The following is a 15402-nucleotide window of genomic DNA, read 5'->3' as shown; positions in this document are numbered from 1 at the left end:
ATCTGGATGACACTAGACCACTGGAGAGTAACTCCCTACCTTTCGTGCCACCGCGAGAAGCGTGGCCGGACGCCGGGGACCACCCGCCCGGACGTCCGCCCGCCGAGGAGGTGCCCCATGACCGTCGACGTCCGCCCACCCGCGTTCGACGTCCCCCACGGCGACGACCGGGGCGACGGCCCGCAGCGCCCCCGGACGCTGCGCGACCGCTACGCCCTGACCACCGGCCGCGTGCACCTCACCGGCGTCCAGGCCCTCGTGCGCCTGCCCCTCGACCAGCACCGCGCCGACCGTGCCGCGGGCCTGCGCACCGGGGGCTACGTCTCGGGCTACGAGGGCTCGCCGCTCGCCGGCTACGACCTCGAGCTCGCCCGCCACCGCGACCTGCTCACCGAGCACGACGTCGTCTTCGCGCCCGGCCTCAACGAGGAGCTCGCCCTCACGGCGGTGGAGGGCACCCAGCTCGCCGCCGCCACCGGCTCGCTCACCCGCGACGGGGTCGTCGGCTACTGGTACGGCAAGGCGCCCGGCCTCGACCGCGCCACCGACGCCCTGCGTCACGCCAACCTCACCGGCACCCACCCGCGCGGCGGCGCCGTCGCGTTCGTCGGCGACGACCCCGCGGCGAAGTCGTCGAGCGTGCCCTGCGCCTCCGAAGCGGCGCTGGCCGACATGGCCGTCCCGGTGCTCTACCCCGCCGACTCGCAGGACGTCCTCGACCTCGGCCGCCACGCCGTCGCGCTCTCGCGCGCGAGCGGGCTGTGGACCGCGCTGAAGATGGTCACCGCCGTCGCCGACGGCTCCGGCACGGTCGACGTCGACCCGGACCGCGTGCGCATCGTCGCCCCGGACGTGACGATCGACGGCCGCGAGTACGTGCACACGCCGTCGGCGACGCTGCTGCAGCCGCACCTCGGGCCGATCGAGCGCGACCTCTACCGCGCCCGGCTCGAGATCGCCCGCCGTTACGCCGCCGCCAACGGCCTCGACCGCATCGTCGGCCACGGCCCGGCGCGGGTCGGCGTCGTCGCGGGCGGCAAGAGCTGGCTCGACCTGCGCCAGGCCCTCGACACCCTGGGGCTGGACGACGCCGAGCTCGCTCGGCGCGGCGTGCGCCTGCTGCGCGTCGGCATGCCCTGGCCGCTCGAGCCGGGGATCGTCGACCGCTTCGCCGACGGCCTCGACGAGATCGTCGTCGTCGAGGAGAAGCGGGCGTTCCTCGAGACCCAGATCAAGGAGCGGCTCTACGGCCGCGCCGGCGCACCGGCCGTCCACGGCAAGCGGGGTCCCGACGGCGCCGCGCTCTTCCCCGAGCACGGTGACCTGGACCCCGACGTCGTCGCCCGCCGGCTCGGCGGGCGCCTGCTCGCGCACGGGTCGTTCCCGTCGGTGGTCGCCTGGCGCGACGCGAAGGCCCGCCGCAGCCGCATCGAGCTGTCGCTGACGCCCGTCGAGGGCGGGCACCGCACCCCGTTCTACTGCTCGGGCTGCCCCCACAACACCTCGACCACCGCGATCCCCGAGGGCTCGCTCGTCGGCGCCGGCATCGGCTGCCACACGATGGTGCTGCTCATGCCCGAGGAGCAGGTCGGCGAGGTCACGGGCCTGAGCCAGATGGGCGGCGAGGGCGCGCACTGGCTGGGCATGGAGCCGTTCGTCGATGCCGACCACTTCGTGCAGAACATGGGCGACGGGACGTTCCACCACTCCGGCTCGCTGGCCGTGCGCGCCGCCGTCGCCGCCGGGTCGCACCTGACCTTCCGCCTGCTCCACAACGGTGCCGCGGCGATGACCGGCGGGCAGGACGCCGTCGGCGCGCTGTCGATGCCGGCGCTCACGAGGAGCCTGCAGGCCGAGGGCGTCGCGCGGATCATCGTCACCACCGAGGACCGCTCGCGGTACAAGGGCGTCCGCCTCGCCAAGGGCGTCGACGTCTGGGACCGGTCGCGCTACGAGGAGGCCCAGCGGGTCCTCGCGGACACCCCGGGCGTCACCGTCCTGATCCACGACCAGGAGTGCGCGGCCCAGAAGCGCCGCAAGCGCAAGCGCGGCACGATCGCCGACCCGAGCACCCGCGTGATGATCAACGAGCGCGTCTGCGAGGGCTGCGGCGACTGCGGGCAGACGTCGAACTGCCTGTCGGTCACGCCGGTCGACACCGAGTTCGGCCGCAAGACCCGCATCCACCAGGCGTCGTGCAACAAGGACTACTCCTGCCTCGACGGCGACTGCCCGGCGTTCCTGACCGTCGAGCCGGGCTCCGCGGATTCGGCCGAAGGTGCCCTTCGCGCGCCTAGAGCGCGTGACGGTGCCCTTCGCGCAGAACCGCTCGGCCCCGACGCGTTCGCGACCCCGCGCGCGCTGGTCGACCCCGACGCGTTCACCGTGCGGCTCGCGGGGATCGGCGGCACCGGGGTCACGACGGTGTCCCAGGTGCTCGCCACCGCCGGGCTCGTGGCCGGGCGCCACGTGCGCGGCCTCGACCAGACCGGCCTCGCCCAGAAGGGCGGCGCGGTCGTCTCCGACCTCAAGATCAGCCGGGCGTCGCTCGAGGCGGCGGGCCGTGCGGCCGAGGGCGAGTGCGACCTCTACCTCGGCGCCGACCTGCTGGTCGCCGCGGAGCCCTCGAACCTCGCCACCACCTCCTCATGGCGCACGGTCGCCGCGATCTCGTCGGCGAAGGTGGCGACCGGCGCGATGGTCGTCGACCCGACGGTCTCGTTCCCGGACGCCGACGCAGTGCTGAAGCGGATCACCGAACGGACCCGGAAGGACGCCGGGGTGGTCGTCGACGCCCGCGCGCTGAGCGAGGCGCTGTTCGGTGACGACCAGTTCGCGCTCACGCTGCTGCTCGGCGCGGCCTTCCAGGCCGGCGCGCTGCCGCTGCCCGCCTCGGCGGTCGAGGAGGCGTTCACGCTCAACGGCGCGGCGGTGGAGAAGAACCTGCAGGCGTTCCGGCGCGGCCGCCAGGCCGTCGCGGACCCGACGGCGTTCGCGGCCGTCGTCGCCGCGGCGACGGGCACCGGCCCCGACACCGGGGTGCCGGGGCTGGACGCGCGCGGCGCCGCGGAGGCGGCGGAGATCGTCGCGTCGATCGGGGCCCCGGCGGACAGCGGGCTGGCGCGCCTGGTCGGTGTCCGGGTGCCCGAGCTCGTCGCGTACCAGGACGCGGACTACGCGCGGCAGTACGCGTCGGTGGTCGCGGGCACCGTGGACGCCGACCCGCTCCTGGCCGAGGCCATCGCCACCGGGCTGTACAAGCTCATGGCGTACAAGGACGAGTACGAGGTCGCGCGGCTCTCGCTCGACCCCGCGCTCGAGGCCTCGGTGCGCGCGCAGTTCGGCGACGGCGCCCGGTACGCGTGGAAGCTCCACCCGCCGGTGCTCCGGGCGGTCGGCATGCAGCGCAAGATCACGCTGGGCCGCTGGTTCCGGCCGGGCTACCGCACCCTGCGGGCGATGCGCCGCCTGCGCGGGACGCGCCTCGACCCGTTCGGTGTCGCCGAGGTCCGTCGCGTCGAGCGGGAGCTGGTGGCGGAGTACCGCGGGCTGATCCCGACGCTGCTGACCCTCGACGACACGGACCGCGCCGTCGAGATCGCCGGCCTGCCGGACATGGTGCGGGGCTACGAGCAGATCAAGCTCGACAACGTCGCCCGCTACCGCGCCCGGATGGCCGAGCTGCTGCCTAACTGACGGAGTACGTGATCGCGGGCTCCACGGCCACCGGGGTCGCGAGGCTGTTCGCGATGTAGCACTCGCCGTGGGCGAGGTGCACGAGCCGTTCCACGCGCGGGACGCTCGGGCCCGGCGCCACGGTGATCTGCGGGCGCAGCACGATCCCGGCGATCCGCGCCGGACCCTCGTCGTGCGACATCACCGCCTCGGCGTCGTCGCGGTAATCGGTGACGTCGACCCGCGCCCGGGCGGCGATCGCCAGGAACGAGAGCAGCTGGCACGAGGACGCCGCGGCGAGCACCAGCTGCTCGGGGTCGAGGCGTGACGCGTCGCCGCCGAGCGACGGGTCGTTGGAGAGCTCGAGCGCGGCGGCGGCCGGCGGCGACTCCACGCGGTGGGCGCGGTCGTAGGCGTCGTAGCCGGCCCCGGTCGAGCCCGACCAGGTGCACGTCGCGCGGTAGCGGTGGGTGCCGTCGGGCGCCTCGGTGAACGCCATCAGGGCAGCTCGTAGTCGAGGGTCAGCAGCTCGTGCGCCACCACGCCGGTGCCGCTCAGACCGGTGAGGTCGCCGGCGCCGGACCCGGCGACGACGAACGCCCACTGGCGCATCTCCTGCCCGTCCCCGCCGGCGGCGCCGTGCTGGAGCACGAAGCTGCCCGTCCGGCCGTCGAGCTCGCCGACGACGCGCTCCTGCGCGAGGTACGCCGCCCCACCCTCGCCCTGGGTCGTGAGGATCTCGCCCACCGCCGTGCCCTGCAGGGCGCCGGAGTAGGTCTTGCGGATCAGCGCCCGACCCGTCGCCGGCCCCCGGCCCTCCGGCTCGGCCAGGGCGTCGCCCTCCGCCGTCTCCCAGAGGTCGATGCTGAACGCGCTCTCGAGGTGGGTCACGCGATCATCCTGCCGGGTGAAGGCTGACACCTCCCGTCAGGGTTGGGTCAGATCGTCGGCGATCGCCCGCAGCCGCGCCCGCGCCTGCGGGTCCTGCGCCTGCGGATCGGGCCGGGCCTCGCGCACGCCGTTGAAGTACCGCCCGGTGACGCCGGCGAGCTCCGGGTCCACCGCGAGCCGCGCCGTCGCCGCCACGCCCTCGGCGATCGTGCTGATCGGCGACGGCACGATCTTCGTCGGCATGTAGGTGGCCGGGTGCAGGGCCGTCGCCGTGACGACGCCCGGGTCGAGCTCGTCGGCGAGGTCGTAGGCGTCGAGGATCTGCGCGAGCTTGCTCTGGCAGTAGGCCCGCCAGCCCGAGTAGCCGCGCTCCAGCATGACGTCGTCGAAGTCGATCGCCGCCTGCCCGGCCGACGACACCATGACGATCCGCGCCGGGCCGCGCTCGGTGCCCGCCGCCTGCAGGGACGGGAGCAGCCGGCGGGTCAGCAGGTGGCCCGCGAGGAAGTTGACCGCGAACCGGAGCTCGTACCCGTCGACGCTCTCCTGGCGCTGCCCGCCCCCCGGGACGTCGGCCCCGATCCCGGCGTTGTTGACCAGCACGTCGAGAGCCGGGTGGTCGGCGGCGACGCGGTCGGCGAGCTCGCGCACCTGGGCGAGCTCGGCGAGGTCGGCGCGGTACGAGGCGACCTCGACACCGGTCGCGGCGCGGATCTCGTCGACGGTCGCGGCGAGCCGCTCGGGGTCGCGGCCGTGGACGAGCACCTCGTGACCGCGCCCGACGAGGTCGTGGGCGAGGGCGCGACCGAGGCCGTCGGTGGCGCCGGTGATCAGCACGGCACCCATGTCAGTCCGACGTGTAGGAGTAGCCACCGGGCAGGTCGACGGTCTTCTTCTTCGTGCGGCTGTTCCAGCTCACGCCGAGGAGCTTGACCGTCCAGGAGACGGTCTTCCCGTTGCCCTCGGAGCGCGAGACGTTGCGCCACACCGGCAGCGGGCCCAGCTTGCGACGACCGCGGTAGTTCAGTCCCATGGTCGTCCTGTGCCCACTGCCGGCGCCGGCGTCACATCGAGATCACTACGGACGGTCGGTCCGCTGGCTCGGGTAGCGCGTCGCGGACTGCGGCCCGTAGTACTGCGGCTCGGGGAACGGGGTGGTGCGGCCCGGGACGCTGGTCTGCTTGCGGACCTGGCGCATCGCCGAGTCGATGTGCTTGCGGTAGCGCCCTCCGGTCTTGCCGTCGACGAACGCCGCAGCCTGGTCCGCGTAGCGGTTGACCTTCTCGGGGTTCTGCCGCGCGTAGCGCCGCGCGGCGGCGATGGCCGCGCCGGCGGCCGCGACCCTGCGCATCAGGGACATCGTGTTCTCCTCGGAGTTCGGGGGGACATCATCGAGTGTGCCCGTTCCGGGCGACGGAGGCGTCGAGCACCACCGTCGGCCCACCGCCCGCCGCGTGCGGCGGCCAGGGCAGGGCGTCGGTCGCGGGGTTCCCGGTCCGGACGAAGCGCAGCCACGCCGCACGCACCACCGCGCCGAGCGGCTCGACGTCGTCGTCCCAGTCGGCACCGCGCAGCATCGGCGCGCCCTCCCAGGCGTCGCGCGCCCCGAACAGGAAGGGCAGCTCGATGCAGTGGCACGCCCCGAGCCCGGACACGGGCGCACGCCACGTGAAGCGGTAGCTGAACGTCCGGGCACCGCTGCGGGCCGCGTCGTCCGCGAACCGCTCCGCCGGCGCCCCGAACACGCGCCGCGTCGCCAGCCCGGCGCCCGCCGAGGTGAGCCGCCCGAGCACCGGGAGCCGCTTGAGCCCCCACAGGGCCGGGCTGATGCGCACGAACGTCTCGGCCTCGTCGGCGGTCGACCCGACGAGCACGTCGTGACCCGCCGACGCCGCGTCGGCCCAGGTGACCCCCGCCGACAGCGGCGGGACGCCGTCGACGGGCGCGAAGGCCGGCGACGAGTCGAGGCCGCCGGGGCCGGCCGCGCGGATCATCGCGTGGCGCTGGGCGGCGAGCAGGTCCTCGACGTCGACGGTGGCCGGGTCGCCACCCTCGAGGCCCTCGGTCACGTACCCCGCGACGCGGGCGGCCCGCTGCGGGGACGACAGGCCGAGCCCGAGCTGGCCGCTCTGCAGGATCGCGCGCCGGAACAGCGGCCGGGCCTCGGGAACGGTCATGAGGCAGGCGATCGAGTGCGCGCCCGCGGACTGGCCCATCACCGTGACCTGGCCCGGGTCGCCGCCGAAGGCCGCGATGCGGTCGCGCACCCAACGTAGGGCGGCGATCTGGTCGAGCAGGCCGAGGTTGCCGTCGGACACCCCCGGCGCGGCGAGCCACCCCAGCACGCCGAGGCGGTAGCCCACGTTGACCGTGACGACCCCGCCCTCGCTGCCGTCGCTCACCAGCCGACTGGTGTCGTACCAGGACGTGGCCGCCGACCCGATGACGTAGGCGCCGCCGTGCAGCCACACGAGGACGGGGCGCGGCACGCCGTCAACGAGTGCCGCGGCCGGGGCGCGCACGTCGACCCGCAGGCAGTCCTCGTCCTGCGGGGTGCCGTCGTCGGGCGAGGGCCCGGTGACGGCGGCGACCCGCGCGGGCAGCTGCGGCGCGGTCGGTCCCCGCTCGACGGCCTCGCGGACGCCGGTCCACGGCTCCGGCGCGCGCGGCGGGGCGAACCGCGCCGCCGTGGCGTAGCGGATGCCGAGGAACTCGACGACGTCGCCACGTCGACGGCCGCGCAGCACGCCGTCGGGCAGCGTGACCGTCGGGTCGGCGACCGACGTGCTCACGCGTCGTGCCCGTGTCCGTGGTGCCCGCGTCCGTGGTGTTCCGTGAGGTGCTCGCCGAGCAGGTCGAGACCGAAGTCGTGGCCGGGGTCGCGCCACACCGAGTGGGCGTGGTTGACCGCGCGCTGGGTGTTGTCCCACTCCGCGAGCAGGTGCGGCCCCTGCAGCCGGTAGTAGTGCGGCTCGCCGCGTTCGATGCCGCCCGCCCAGGCGAACGCGACCGCGTGCAGGGCGTCCCCGTCGAACCGGGCCCGCTCGCGCTCCACGATCCCGGGCGGCATGCGGCCGACGTAGGTCTCCAGCACCTCGCGCAGCATCGCCTGCTGGTCGGCGGTCATCTCGGCGGCCGGCAGCCCGCGGGGGGTCGCGGTGAGCGCTGTGGCCTCCCGGTCGGCGTCGGTGACCCCGAGCTGGGCCTCGAGGTTGTCGTGCATCGACCACATGCGGTCCTCGAGCTCCTGCTCGAAGTGCCCGCGCCACAGGTCCGGCAGCGGGATCACCCGGTCGCCCGGGGCGGGCCGGACGCGGTTCCCGCCGATGATGTCGGGGGCCGCGGTGGGGGTGAGCACGGCGCGGGCGCGCTGGTCGGCGTCGAGGGCGTGGAGCAGGTCGCGCGCGGTGTCCTCGACCCCGCCGAGCGGGCGCAGCTCCCGCCCCCCGAGCAGCGGCGAGGCCATCGGGTCGGCGCCGAGGAAGCACGGGCTGCCGGCGACGGCCTCGCCGTCGACGACGAGGTGGTGCACCGACACGTGGTGGCCGCCGAAGCGCCACGACCACGGGCCGGCGCCGGTCGGGTCGCCGAAGACCCGCAGGTAGTACATGCCCGGATCGCGGCCGCGCTCGCGGGCGAAGCCGGCGGTGAACCCCTCGGTGCGGTCGAGGACGTTCTCCAGCCCCATGATCGTCGAGGCGCTGACGTAGCCCGCCTCGGACAGTCCCGTCGCGAGCAGGCGCATCGCCGCGCGCTGCTGGTGGGGCCGCTGCTGGTGGATCGTCAGGCCGCCGTGGTCGGTGGGCGTGTAGTACCAGCGCACCCGCTCGATGTCGGCGGCGTTCGAGCCCGGCCACGCCCAGACGCCGGTGGGGCGCTGCTCGTCGTCGAGGCCGTCGACCCACGCGGCGGCCGCCTCGGCCATGGCCGAGGCGACCGTGCGCGGGGTCGCGGTGGAGGTCATTTGATCCGCTGCAGCTGGGTGATCACCAGCCCGTCGGCGCCGCCGACGAGGTACTCGTCGAGCTTGCCGGCGAACTCCACCAGGTGCGCGTTGCCCAGGTGCGCCTCGAGGTGCCCGGGGCTCGTCCAGTTCTCGTAGAAGAAGAACGTGGCCGGGTCGTCGACGGCGACGTGCAGGTCGTAGTTGACGCAGCCGTCCTCGGCGAGCGTCGGCTCGACGAGCTGCTCGAGCTCGGAGCGCAGCTCCTGCTCCTTGCCGGGCAGTGCGGTCATGCGCGCGATGACCGTCAGCAGCGTGCGGTCGTCGTCGGTGGGTGTCGGCACGGAGTCTCCCCGGGGTGGTCGAGCAGCGTCGCGTGGTCCGTACCCGGGCCACGCACGGGTCAGTCCCGGCGTCCGCCGGGGTCCTCGTCCTCGGCCGTCCGCGAGCCCGTGCCGTCCTCCTCCTCGGAGATCGACAGCTCCTCCTCGTCCCCGCCGGGCGACCCGACGGGGGCCTCGACGCCGCGGCCGTCGTCCTGCTGGTCGTCCTCCGGCTCGAGCGGGCCCTCGTCGTAGGGGCTGTCGTGCGGACCGCCGACGGGGGGAGGACCGGGCGGCCGACCCGGGTTGGCCGACGGGGGATCCGCCGGCGGCACGGGCGCGTTGGTGAGGGTGCGCGACGCGCGGATCGCCGAGCGCGCCCGCACCTGCTGGATGCCCACGAGGCCGGCGCCCAGCAGGGCGGCGAGCACACCGAACACCGCCACCGCGAACACCGTCGCGACGGCGCCCCCGAGGATCGCCAGCACACCCACGGCGATCCACACGAAGCCGATCGTCCGCATCGTCGCGATGGTGGGCGGCGGCTCCGGGGGCTCGGTCATGCGCGCGCTCCGGTCACGTCGTGTAGCCGGCCTTCTCGGCTCGCTCCAGGGACGCCCGGACCTCCTTCTCGGCCTCCGCGCGGCCGACCCACTCGTGGCCCTCGACCTTCTTGTCGGGCTCCAGCGCCTTGTAGACCTCGAAGAAGTGCTGGATCTCCATGCGGTGGTACTCGTCGAGGTGGTGGATGTCGCGCAGGTGCTCGAGGCGCGGGTCGTCGCTGGGGACGCACAGCACCTTGTCGTCGCCGCCGGCCTCGTCGGTCATGCGGAACATCCCGATCGCGCGGCTGCGCACGAGGCAGCCCGGGAACGTCGGCTGCTGGACGAGGACGAGGGCGTCCAGCGGGTCGTCGTCCTGACCGAGGGTGTTCTCGATGTACCCGTAGTCGGCGGGATACCTCGTCGCCGTGAACAGCGTCCGGTCGAGGCGCAGGCGCCCCGATTCGTGGTCCATCTCGTACTTGTTGCGGCTGCCCTGAGGCACCTCGACCAGCACGTCGAACTCCACCAGCTGCTCCCTCGCCGTCGTCGGGCCGCCAGTGTGTCGCGTCCGGCGGCCCGGCGCCCACCCCGGTCCCCGATCGGCCGTGTCGTCGGCTGCGCTCCGTGGCCCGCTGTGGTCCCCGGGAACGGGGTATACGTGACGGGAGGGTCGGGAGGTGGCGCTGATGGGCGTCTCGAGGCGGTTCGACGCGTTCCAGCGCCGGCACCGGTGGGCCGCGCTGCCCCTCGCCGTCATCTACAAGTTCCTCGACGACCAGGGCACCTACCTGGCCGCCCTCCTGACCTACTACGGCCTGGTCTCGCTGTTCCCGCTGCTGCTGCTCGGCGTGACGGGTCTCGGCTACGTGCTCCACGACGACCCGGCCGCCCAGCAGGCGGTGCTGTCGTCGGCGCTGCGCAACGTGCCGGTGATCGGCGACCAGATCCGCGACAACGTGCACACGCTGAGCGGGAGCGTGGCCGGTCTCGTCGTCGGCGTGGTCCTGGCCGTGTACGGCGCCCTGGGCGTCACCCACGCCGCGCAACACGCGCTCGACGAGGTCTGGGCGGTGCCGAAGGCCGAGCGCGCGAGCATCGGGGTCGCCTACGGCAAGGGCGTGCTGGTCGTGGTGCTGGTCGGCTGCGGCGTGATGGTCACCGCCGGGCTCTCGACGCTGGCGACCGCCGCCGGCGAGACCACCGGACTCGGGGCGCTGGGCCGCGCGGTCGCGACCCTCGCCGGCACCCTCGTCAACATCGGCCTGTTCCTGCTGGCCTACCACCTGCTGCCGGCCCGGCCGGGGCGACTGCGCGACCGCCTGGTCGCGGCGGTCGCCGCCGGGGTCAGCTGGCAGGTGCTGCTGTCGGTGGGCACCTGGCTCGTCGGCACCCGCCTGCAGGGCGCGAGCGCGACGTACGGGTTCTTCGGGATCGTGATCGGCCTGCTGGCCTGGATCTACCTGGCGGCGTCGGTGTTCGTGCTCTGCGCCGAGCTCGACGCCGTCCTCGTGCGCCGGCTGCACCCGCGCAGCCTGTTCAGCATGTATCCCGACGACCGCGACACCACCGCCGCCGACCTGCGGGCCTACAAGTCCTACGCCGAGCAGGAGCGGCAGAAGGACCACCAGTCGGTCGACGTGAAGTTCGAGGAACCGGGCGGGCCCGGGTAGACGCACGACGGCCCGCGTTCCCCGGTGGGGAGCGCGGGCCGTGTCGTGTGCTGCTCGAGGGGCCTCAGGCCTGCTTGATGGCCGAGATGTCGAACTCGAGGCCGATCTTGTCGGAGACGAGCACGCCACCGGTCTCGAGCGCGGCGTTGAAGGTGATGCCCCAGTCCTTGCGGTTGATCGTGGTGGCGCCCTCGAAGCCGGCGCGGACGTTGCCGAACGGGTCCTTGGCGAGGCCGGTGAACTCGAAGGGCACGGTGACCGGCTTGGTGGTGTCGCGGATCGTGAGGTCACCGGTGATCGTGAAGGTCTCGCCGTCCTTCTCGACCGAGGTCGAGCGGAAGGTGATCTCCGGGTAGACGTTCACGGCGAGGAAGTCGTCGCCCTGGACGTGCCCGTCACGCTGCTCCTGGCCGGTGTTCAGGCTGTTGGCCGCGATGATGATCTCGACGCCCGAGCGGGCCGGGTCCTCGCCGATGCTCGCGTTGCCACGGAACTCGCCGAACGTGCCGCGCACCTTGGTGACCATGGCGTGGCGGGCGGTGAAACCGATGCGCGTGTGCGCGGGGTCGATCTGGTACTCGCCCACGAGCTCGAGGGTCGGCGCGGCGGTCTCGGTCATGTCGTCCTCCGAAGGGAGACTTGAAGCATCAACTGTCAACGCAGACTCTAGCACTCAAGGTTGAGACGTCAACTATTGGACGGTGCTGTGACCGGGGTCTCGCGGGGGCGAGGACGGGTCAGGCGACGAGCGCGGTGAGATCGGTGTCGGCGGTGGCGACCGGGCCCGCCCAGCGGGCCGACAGCGCGGCGGCGAGGGTCGCCGAGCCCGGGCCGAGCACCCGCACGGCGAGGCGCCGGCCCGCGAGACCGGTGGCGCTGGCGGCGAAGCGGGCGAGGGCGTCGGGCGTCCAGGCCGCGGCGCTCACCTCGACGACGACGTGCACGCTGCTCGTCGCGAGCAGGACGGCGAGCGCCTGGGCGGTGCTCGGCCACTGGCGGCCCCCGGGCGCGGAGCCGGCGGGGATCGTGACGGCCGCGGCGCCGGAGAGCTCGGCGGCCCGGGCCTGCGCGAGCATCGCGTCGAGGTCGCGCGTGCCTCCCGCGGGATCGGCCGTGGGATCGACCAGGCCGTGCAGGACGGGGTCGAGGCGCACGACGCGGGGCGGGGCGATGGTGGTCACGGTGACGAGCTCCAGGCAGTGATCGCGGGGGGAGCGCCGGACAGCGGCGCAGGCGGGCACCGGCGGACGCGCAGGCGGGAGCGTCGTGGAGGACGGATCGGCTCCTGGCCGCGGCGTCCTAGCGACAGAGCTCGTCGAAGCTGTCGAGGCGACGGCTCGGCCAGAACCGCTCGAGCGTCTCCCCGGACATGCGCGGGAGTCTGCCCCGACCCCGGGGGAGGGACAAGCGTTACCTTCGCCTCATGGAGTCCGCCGACCTCAAGCCCCGCAGCCGCGACGTCACGGACGGGATGGAGCGGGCCGCCGCCCGCGGGATGCTGCGCGCCGTCGGGATGACCGACGACGACTTCGCGAAGCCCCAGATCGGCATCGCGTCGTCGTGGAACGAGATCACCCCCTGCAACCTGTCCCTGGACCGCCTGGCCACCGCGGCCAAGGAGGGCGTGCACCACGCCGGCGGCTTCCCGATGGAGTTCGGCACGATCTCCGTCTCGGACGGGATCTCGATGGGCCACGTCGGGATGCACTACTCGCTGGTCAGCCGCGAGGTGATCGCCGACTCGGTGGAGACGGTGGTGTCCGCCGAGCGGCTCGACGGGACGATCACGCTGGCGGGCTGCGACAAGTCCCTGCCCGGCATGCTGATGGCGGCCGCGCGGCTCGACCTCGCGTCGGTCTTCCTCTACGCCGGCTCGATCATGCCGGGCACCGTGGACGGCAAGGAGGTGTCGATCATCGACGCCTTCGAGGCCGTCGGTGCCTGCGCCCGCGGGCTGATCACCCGCGAGAAGGTCGACGAGATCGAGCGCGCCATCTGTCCCGGTGAGGGCGCCTGCGGCGGCATGTACACCGCCAACACCATGGCCTGCGCGGCCGAGGCGATGGGCATGGCGCTGCCCGGCTCCTCGTCGCCGCCGAGCGCCGACCGCCGCCGCGACGGGTTCGCGCGGCAGTCCGGCGACGCGGTGGTGGGGATGCTGAGCCGCGGGCACACCGCCCGCGACGTCATGACGCGCGAGGCGTTCGAGAACGCGATCGCCGTGGTCATGGCGTTCGGCGGCTCCACCAACGCGGTGCTGCACCTGCTCGCGATCGCCCGCGAGGCGGGCGTCGACCTCGTGCTCGACGACTTCAACCGCATCGGCGACAAGGTCCCCCACCTCGCCGACGTCAAGCCGTTCGGGCGGCACATGATGACGACGGTCGACAAGGTCGGCGGCGTCCCGGTGGTCATGCGCGCACTGCTCGACGCGGGCCTGCTGCACGGCGACGCCCTCACCGTCACCGGCCGCACCGTCGCCGAGAACCTCGACGCGCTCGCGCCCGGCCCGCTCGACGGCGACATCCTGCGTCCGCTGTCGAACCCGATCCACCCCACCGGCGGGCTCACGATCCTGCGCGGCTCGCTCGCCCCCGACGGCGCCGTGGTCAAGTCGGCGGGCTTCGACACCGCCTCGTTCGAGGGCACCGCGCGGGTCTTCGACGGCGAGCAGGGGGCCATGGACGCGGTGTCGAACAACGACCTGAACACCGGCGACGTCCTCGTCATCCGCGACGAGGGTCCTCGCGGCGGGCCCGGGATGCGCGAGATGCTGGCGGTCACCGGGGCGATCAAGGGCGCCGGGCTCGGCAAGGACGTCCTCCTGCTCACCGACGGCCGTTTCTCGGGCGGCACGACGGGGCTCTGCGTCGGGCACGTCGCCCCCGAGGCCGCGCACGGCGGTCCGATCGCGTTCGTGCGCGAGGGCGACCGCATCCGCCTCGACCTCACGGCGCGCACCCTGGACCTGCTGGTCTCGGACGAGGAGCTCTCCGAGCGGTCGGCCGGCTGGACCCCGCCGCCGCCCAAGCACCGCACCGGCGTCCTCGGCAAGTACGCCCGCCTCGTCGGCTCGGCGGCCGAGGGCGCCGTCGTGGGTTTTGACTGAACGGGCCCGCTTCGACGACCTGACCCCGCGCGACCTCTACGACCTGCTCGCGCTGCGCGTCCGGGTGTTCGTCGTCGAGCAGGAGTGCGCGTTCCAGGAGCTCGACGGCCTGGACGCCGGGGCCGAGCACGTGTGGACGCGGGGCCCGGCCGGCGAGGTCGTGGCGTACCTGCGGGTCCTCGAGGGCGGCGGTGAGACGCGGATCGGGCGCATCGTCACCGCGCCCGAGCACCGCGGGACGGGCGCCGGGGCGGCGTTGGTGCGCGCGGTGCTCGCGGGCATCTCCGGCCCGGTGGTCCTCGGGGCCCAGGTGCAGGCGCAGGGGTTCTACGAGCGGCTCGGCTTCGCCGTCGACGGCCCGGGCTACGACGAGGACGGCATCCCCCACGTGCCCATGCGGCGACCTTGAGCGTCGACTCCGAGCGTTGACTCTGGGCGTCCTCACAGCCGCCTCTCAGGACCCGCGCGGACTGTGGAGGACGTGGAACTCCTGCTCATCCTGCTCGTCGTCGGCGGTCTCATCGCCCTCGTGGCCACGCGCGGACGCGGCCGGGGCACCTCCGCCCAGAGTCAGCTCGGTGACGCCGAGGCCGAGGCGCGTCGCTGGTACGAGCGCCTCGGCGGCCAGGTGCTCAACCTCGTCGGCTCCGACGAGCCCTCGAAGCAGGCGCTCGCCGACGCCGCGGAGCGGTACACGGCGGCCGGCTCGCAGCTCGACCAGGCGACGAGTGCCCCGCAGTACCGCCTGGTCACTGACACCGCCCTCGAGGGCCTCTACTACGTGCGCGCCGCGCGCACCGCCATGGGCATGGACCCCGGTCCCGAGCTCCCCGGCTCCGCCGAGCGGGCCCGCGCCGGCGAGCTCGCGTCCACGCGCGAGGTGGACGTCGACGGCCGCAGCGTCACCGGCTCTCCGCAGCCCTCGGCGCAGAACAACCACTACTACCCGGGCGGGATGGTCGGCGGACGGCCCGTGCCCGCCGGCTGGTACTCCGAGCCGTGGTGGAAGCCGATGCTCCTCGGCGGCGTCGGCGCCTTCGGCGGGATGATGGTCGCGAGCGCCCTGTTCTCGGGCTTCGGTGCCGCCGCGGTCGGCGGGGGAGCGATGGCCGGAGACATGGGCGGTGGGTTCGACCCGGGGATGGACCCGGGGATGGACCCCGGTGGCTTCGACGGCGGTGGCTTCGACGGCGGTGGCTTCGACGGCGGTGGCTTCGACGGCGGGGGCTTCTTCGACGGCTGGTGA

17 protein-coding genes are annotated in these 15402 nt (G+C 74.1%); 5 read left to right on the top strand and 12 right to left on the bottom strand.

What is annotated here, in order from left to right; translation table 11 throughout:
* Positions 1-117: 117 nt before the first annotated feature.
* The gene (locus PH191_RS25690; RefSeq protein WP_274197472.1) at positions 118-3696 is read left to right on the top strand and encodes an indolepyruvate ferredoxin oxidoreductase family protein; all 3579 of its coding nucleotides are present in this window, start codon (positions 118-120) and stop codon (positions 3694-3696) included.
* Here PH191_RS25690 and PH191_RS25685 read toward each other — a convergent pair.
* Genes PH191_RS25685 through PH191_RS25640 form a run of 10 tightly spaced genes read right to left on the bottom strand, consistent with a single transcriptional unit; the run spans position 3689 to position 9903 of the window.
* Positions 3689-4174, bottom strand: coding sequence for an OsmC family protein (locus PH191_RS25685; protein ID WP_274197471.1), 486 nt, complete (start codon positions 4172-4174; stop codon positions 3689-3691). The genes PH191_RS25690 and PH191_RS25685 overlap by 8 nt on opposite strands.
* Entirely contained in the window at positions 4174-4566 is a 393-nt protein-coding gene (locus PH191_RS25680) for a DUF3224 domain-containing protein (RefSeq protein WP_274197470.1), read from the bottom strand. Before PH191_RS25680 ends, PH191_RS25685 begins: the two co-directional genes overlap by 1 nt.
* 36 nt (positions 4567-4602) lie before the next feature.
* Positions 4603-5412 (bottom strand): SDR family NAD(P)-dependent oxidoreductase, encoded by an 810-nt coding sequence (locus PH191_RS25675; RefSeq protein ID WP_274197469.1) that lies wholly within the window; start codon positions 5410-5412, stop codon positions 4603-4605.
* Between the two features lies 1 nt (position 5413).
* Complete coding sequence (locus PH191_RS25670; RefSeq protein ID WP_274197468.1) at positions 5414-5599, bottom strand: hypothetical protein; 186 nt, start codon at positions 5597-5599, stop codon at positions 5414-5416.
* Positions 5600-5644: 45 nt separating this feature from the next.
* On the bottom strand, positions 5645-5917 hold the full coding sequence (locus tag PH191_RS25665; RefSeq protein ID WP_274188423.1) for an antitoxin: 273 nt from the start codon (positions 5915-5917) through the stop codon (positions 5645-5647).
* Between the two features lie 37 nt (positions 5918-5954).
* On the bottom strand, positions 5955-7358 hold the full coding sequence (locus tag PH191_RS25660) for a carboxylesterase/lipase family protein (protein ID WP_274197467.1): 1404 nt from the start codon (positions 7356-7358) through the stop codon (positions 5955-5957).
* Positions 7355-8530: a DUF3500 domain-containing protein gene (locus PH191_RS25655; RefSeq protein WP_274197466.1), complete on the bottom strand. Its 1176-nt coding sequence runs from the start codon at positions 8528-8530 to the stop codon at positions 7355-7357. Before PH191_RS25655 ends, PH191_RS25660 begins: the two co-directional genes overlap by 4 nt.
* Positions 8527-8853 carry a putative quinol monooxygenase gene (locus tag PH191_RS25650; protein ID WP_274197465.1) on the bottom strand — a complete coding sequence of 109 codons (327 nt, stop codon included), beginning with the start codon at positions 8851-8853 and terminating at the stop codon, positions 8527-8529. The genes PH191_RS25655 and PH191_RS25650 overlap by 4 nt, the downstream gene beginning before the upstream one ends.
* 59 nt (positions 8854-8912) lie before the next feature.
* Positions 8913-9395 (bottom strand): hypothetical protein, encoded by a 483-nt coding sequence (locus PH191_RS25645; protein ID WP_274197464.1) that lies wholly within the window; start codon positions 9393-9395, stop codon positions 8913-8915.
* Between the two features lie 13 nt (positions 9396-9408).
* Complete coding sequence (locus tag PH191_RS25640) at positions 9409-9903, bottom strand: inorganic diphosphatase (protein ID WP_274188418.1); 495 nt, start codon at positions 9901-9903, stop codon at positions 9409-9411.
* 160 nt (positions 9904-10063) lie between these two features.
* On the opposite strand from PH191_RS25640, the gene PH191_RS25635 reads away from it, so the two are divergent.
* Positions 10064-11047 (top strand): YihY/virulence factor BrkB family protein, encoded by a 984-nt coding sequence (locus PH191_RS25635; RefSeq protein ID WP_274197463.1) that lies wholly within the window; start codon positions 10064-10066, stop codon positions 11045-11047.
* 64 nt (positions 11048-11111) lie between these two features.
* On the opposite strand, the gene PH191_RS25630 is transcribed toward PH191_RS25635, so the two are convergent.
* Both PH191_RS25630 and PH191_RS25625 read right to left on the bottom strand, forming a co-directional pair.
* Positions 11112-11666: a YceI family protein gene (locus PH191_RS25630; protein ID WP_274197462.1), complete on the bottom strand. Its 555-nt coding sequence runs from the start codon at positions 11664-11666 to the stop codon at positions 11112-11114.
* 118 nt (positions 11667-11784) lie between these two features.
* Positions 11785-12228, bottom strand: coding sequence for a hypothetical protein (locus PH191_RS25625; protein WP_274197461.1), 444 nt, complete (start codon positions 12226-12228; stop codon positions 11785-11787).
* Between the two features lie 242 nt (positions 12229-12470).
* Here PH191_RS25625 and ilvD point away from each other — a divergent pair, with 242 nt between their 5' ends.
* From ilvD to PH191_RS25610, 3 genes are all read left to right on the top strand, one after another.
* Positions 12471-14156 (top strand): dihydroxy-acid dehydratase, encoded by a 1686-nt coding sequence (gene ilvD / locus PH191_RS25620; protein ID WP_274197460.1) that lies wholly within the window; start codon positions 12471-12473, stop codon positions 14154-14156.
* Positions 14149-14565 carry a GNAT family N-acetyltransferase gene (locus PH191_RS25615; protein ID WP_274197459.1) on the top strand — a complete coding sequence of 139 codons (417 nt, stop codon included), beginning with the start codon at positions 14149-14151 and terminating at the stop codon, positions 14563-14565. Before ilvD ends, PH191_RS25615 begins: the two co-directional genes overlap by 8 nt.
* 72 nt (positions 14566-14637) lie before the next feature.
* A complete protein-coding gene (locus tag PH191_RS25610; RefSeq protein WP_274197458.1) occupies positions 14638-15402 on the top strand; it encodes a hypothetical protein in 765 nt (254 codons plus the stop codon).

It is taken from the genome of Actinomycetospora callitridis (assembly GCF_028737265.1).
Classification (GTDB): Bacteria; Actinomycetota; Actinomycetes; order Mycobacteriales; family Pseudonocardiaceae; genus Actinomycetospora; species Actinomycetospora callitridis.
Note: the sequence above shows the minus strand (reverse complement) of the source record. Positions and strands in the feature narration are given on the sequence as shown.

What these genes read in the sequence shown, in the direction of transcription:
- PH191_RS25670 (WP_274197468.1), bottom strand. Translation starts at nt 5,599, where the DNA reads ATGGGACTGAACTACCGCGGTCGTCGCAAGCTGGGCCCGCTGCCGGTG.
- PH191_RS25665 (WP_274188423.1), bottom strand. Translation starts at nt 5,917, where the DNA reads ATGCGCAGGGTCGCGGCCGCCGGCGCGGCCATCGCCGCCGCGCGGCGC.
- PH191_RS25630 (WP_274197462.1), bottom strand. Translation starts at nt 11,666, where the DNA reads ATGACCGAGACCGCCGCGCCGACCCTCGAGCTCGTGGGCGAGTACCAG.
- PH191_RS25645 (WP_274197464.1), bottom strand. Translation starts at nt 9,395, where the DNA reads ATGACCGAGCCCCCGGAGCCGCCGCCCACCATCGCGACGATGCGGACG.
- PH191_RS25690 (WP_274197472.1), top strand. Translation starts at nt 118, where the DNA reads ATGACCGTCGACGTCCGCCCACCCGCGTTCGACGTCCCCCACGGCGAC.
- ilvD (WP_274197460.1), top strand. Translation starts at nt 12,471, where the DNA reads ATGGAGTCCGCCGACCTCAAGCCCCGCAGCCGCGACGTCACGGACGGG.
- PH191_RS25685 (WP_274197471.1), bottom strand. Translation starts at nt 4,174, where the DNA reads ATGGCGTTCACCGAGGCGCCCGACGGCACCCACCGCTACCGCGCGACG.
- PH191_RS25655 (WP_274197466.1), bottom strand. Translation starts at nt 8,530, where the DNA reads ATGACCTCCACCGCGACCCCGCGCACGGTCGCCTCGGCCATGGCCGAG.
- PH191_RS25675 (WP_274197469.1), bottom strand. Translation starts at nt 5,412, where the DNA reads ATGGGTGCCGTGCTGATCACCGGCGCCACCGACGGCCTCGGTCGCGCC.
- PH191_RS25635 (WP_274197463.1), top strand. Translation starts at nt 10,064, where the DNA reads ATGGGCGTCTCGAGGCGGTTCGACGCGTTCCAGCGCCGGCACCGGTGG.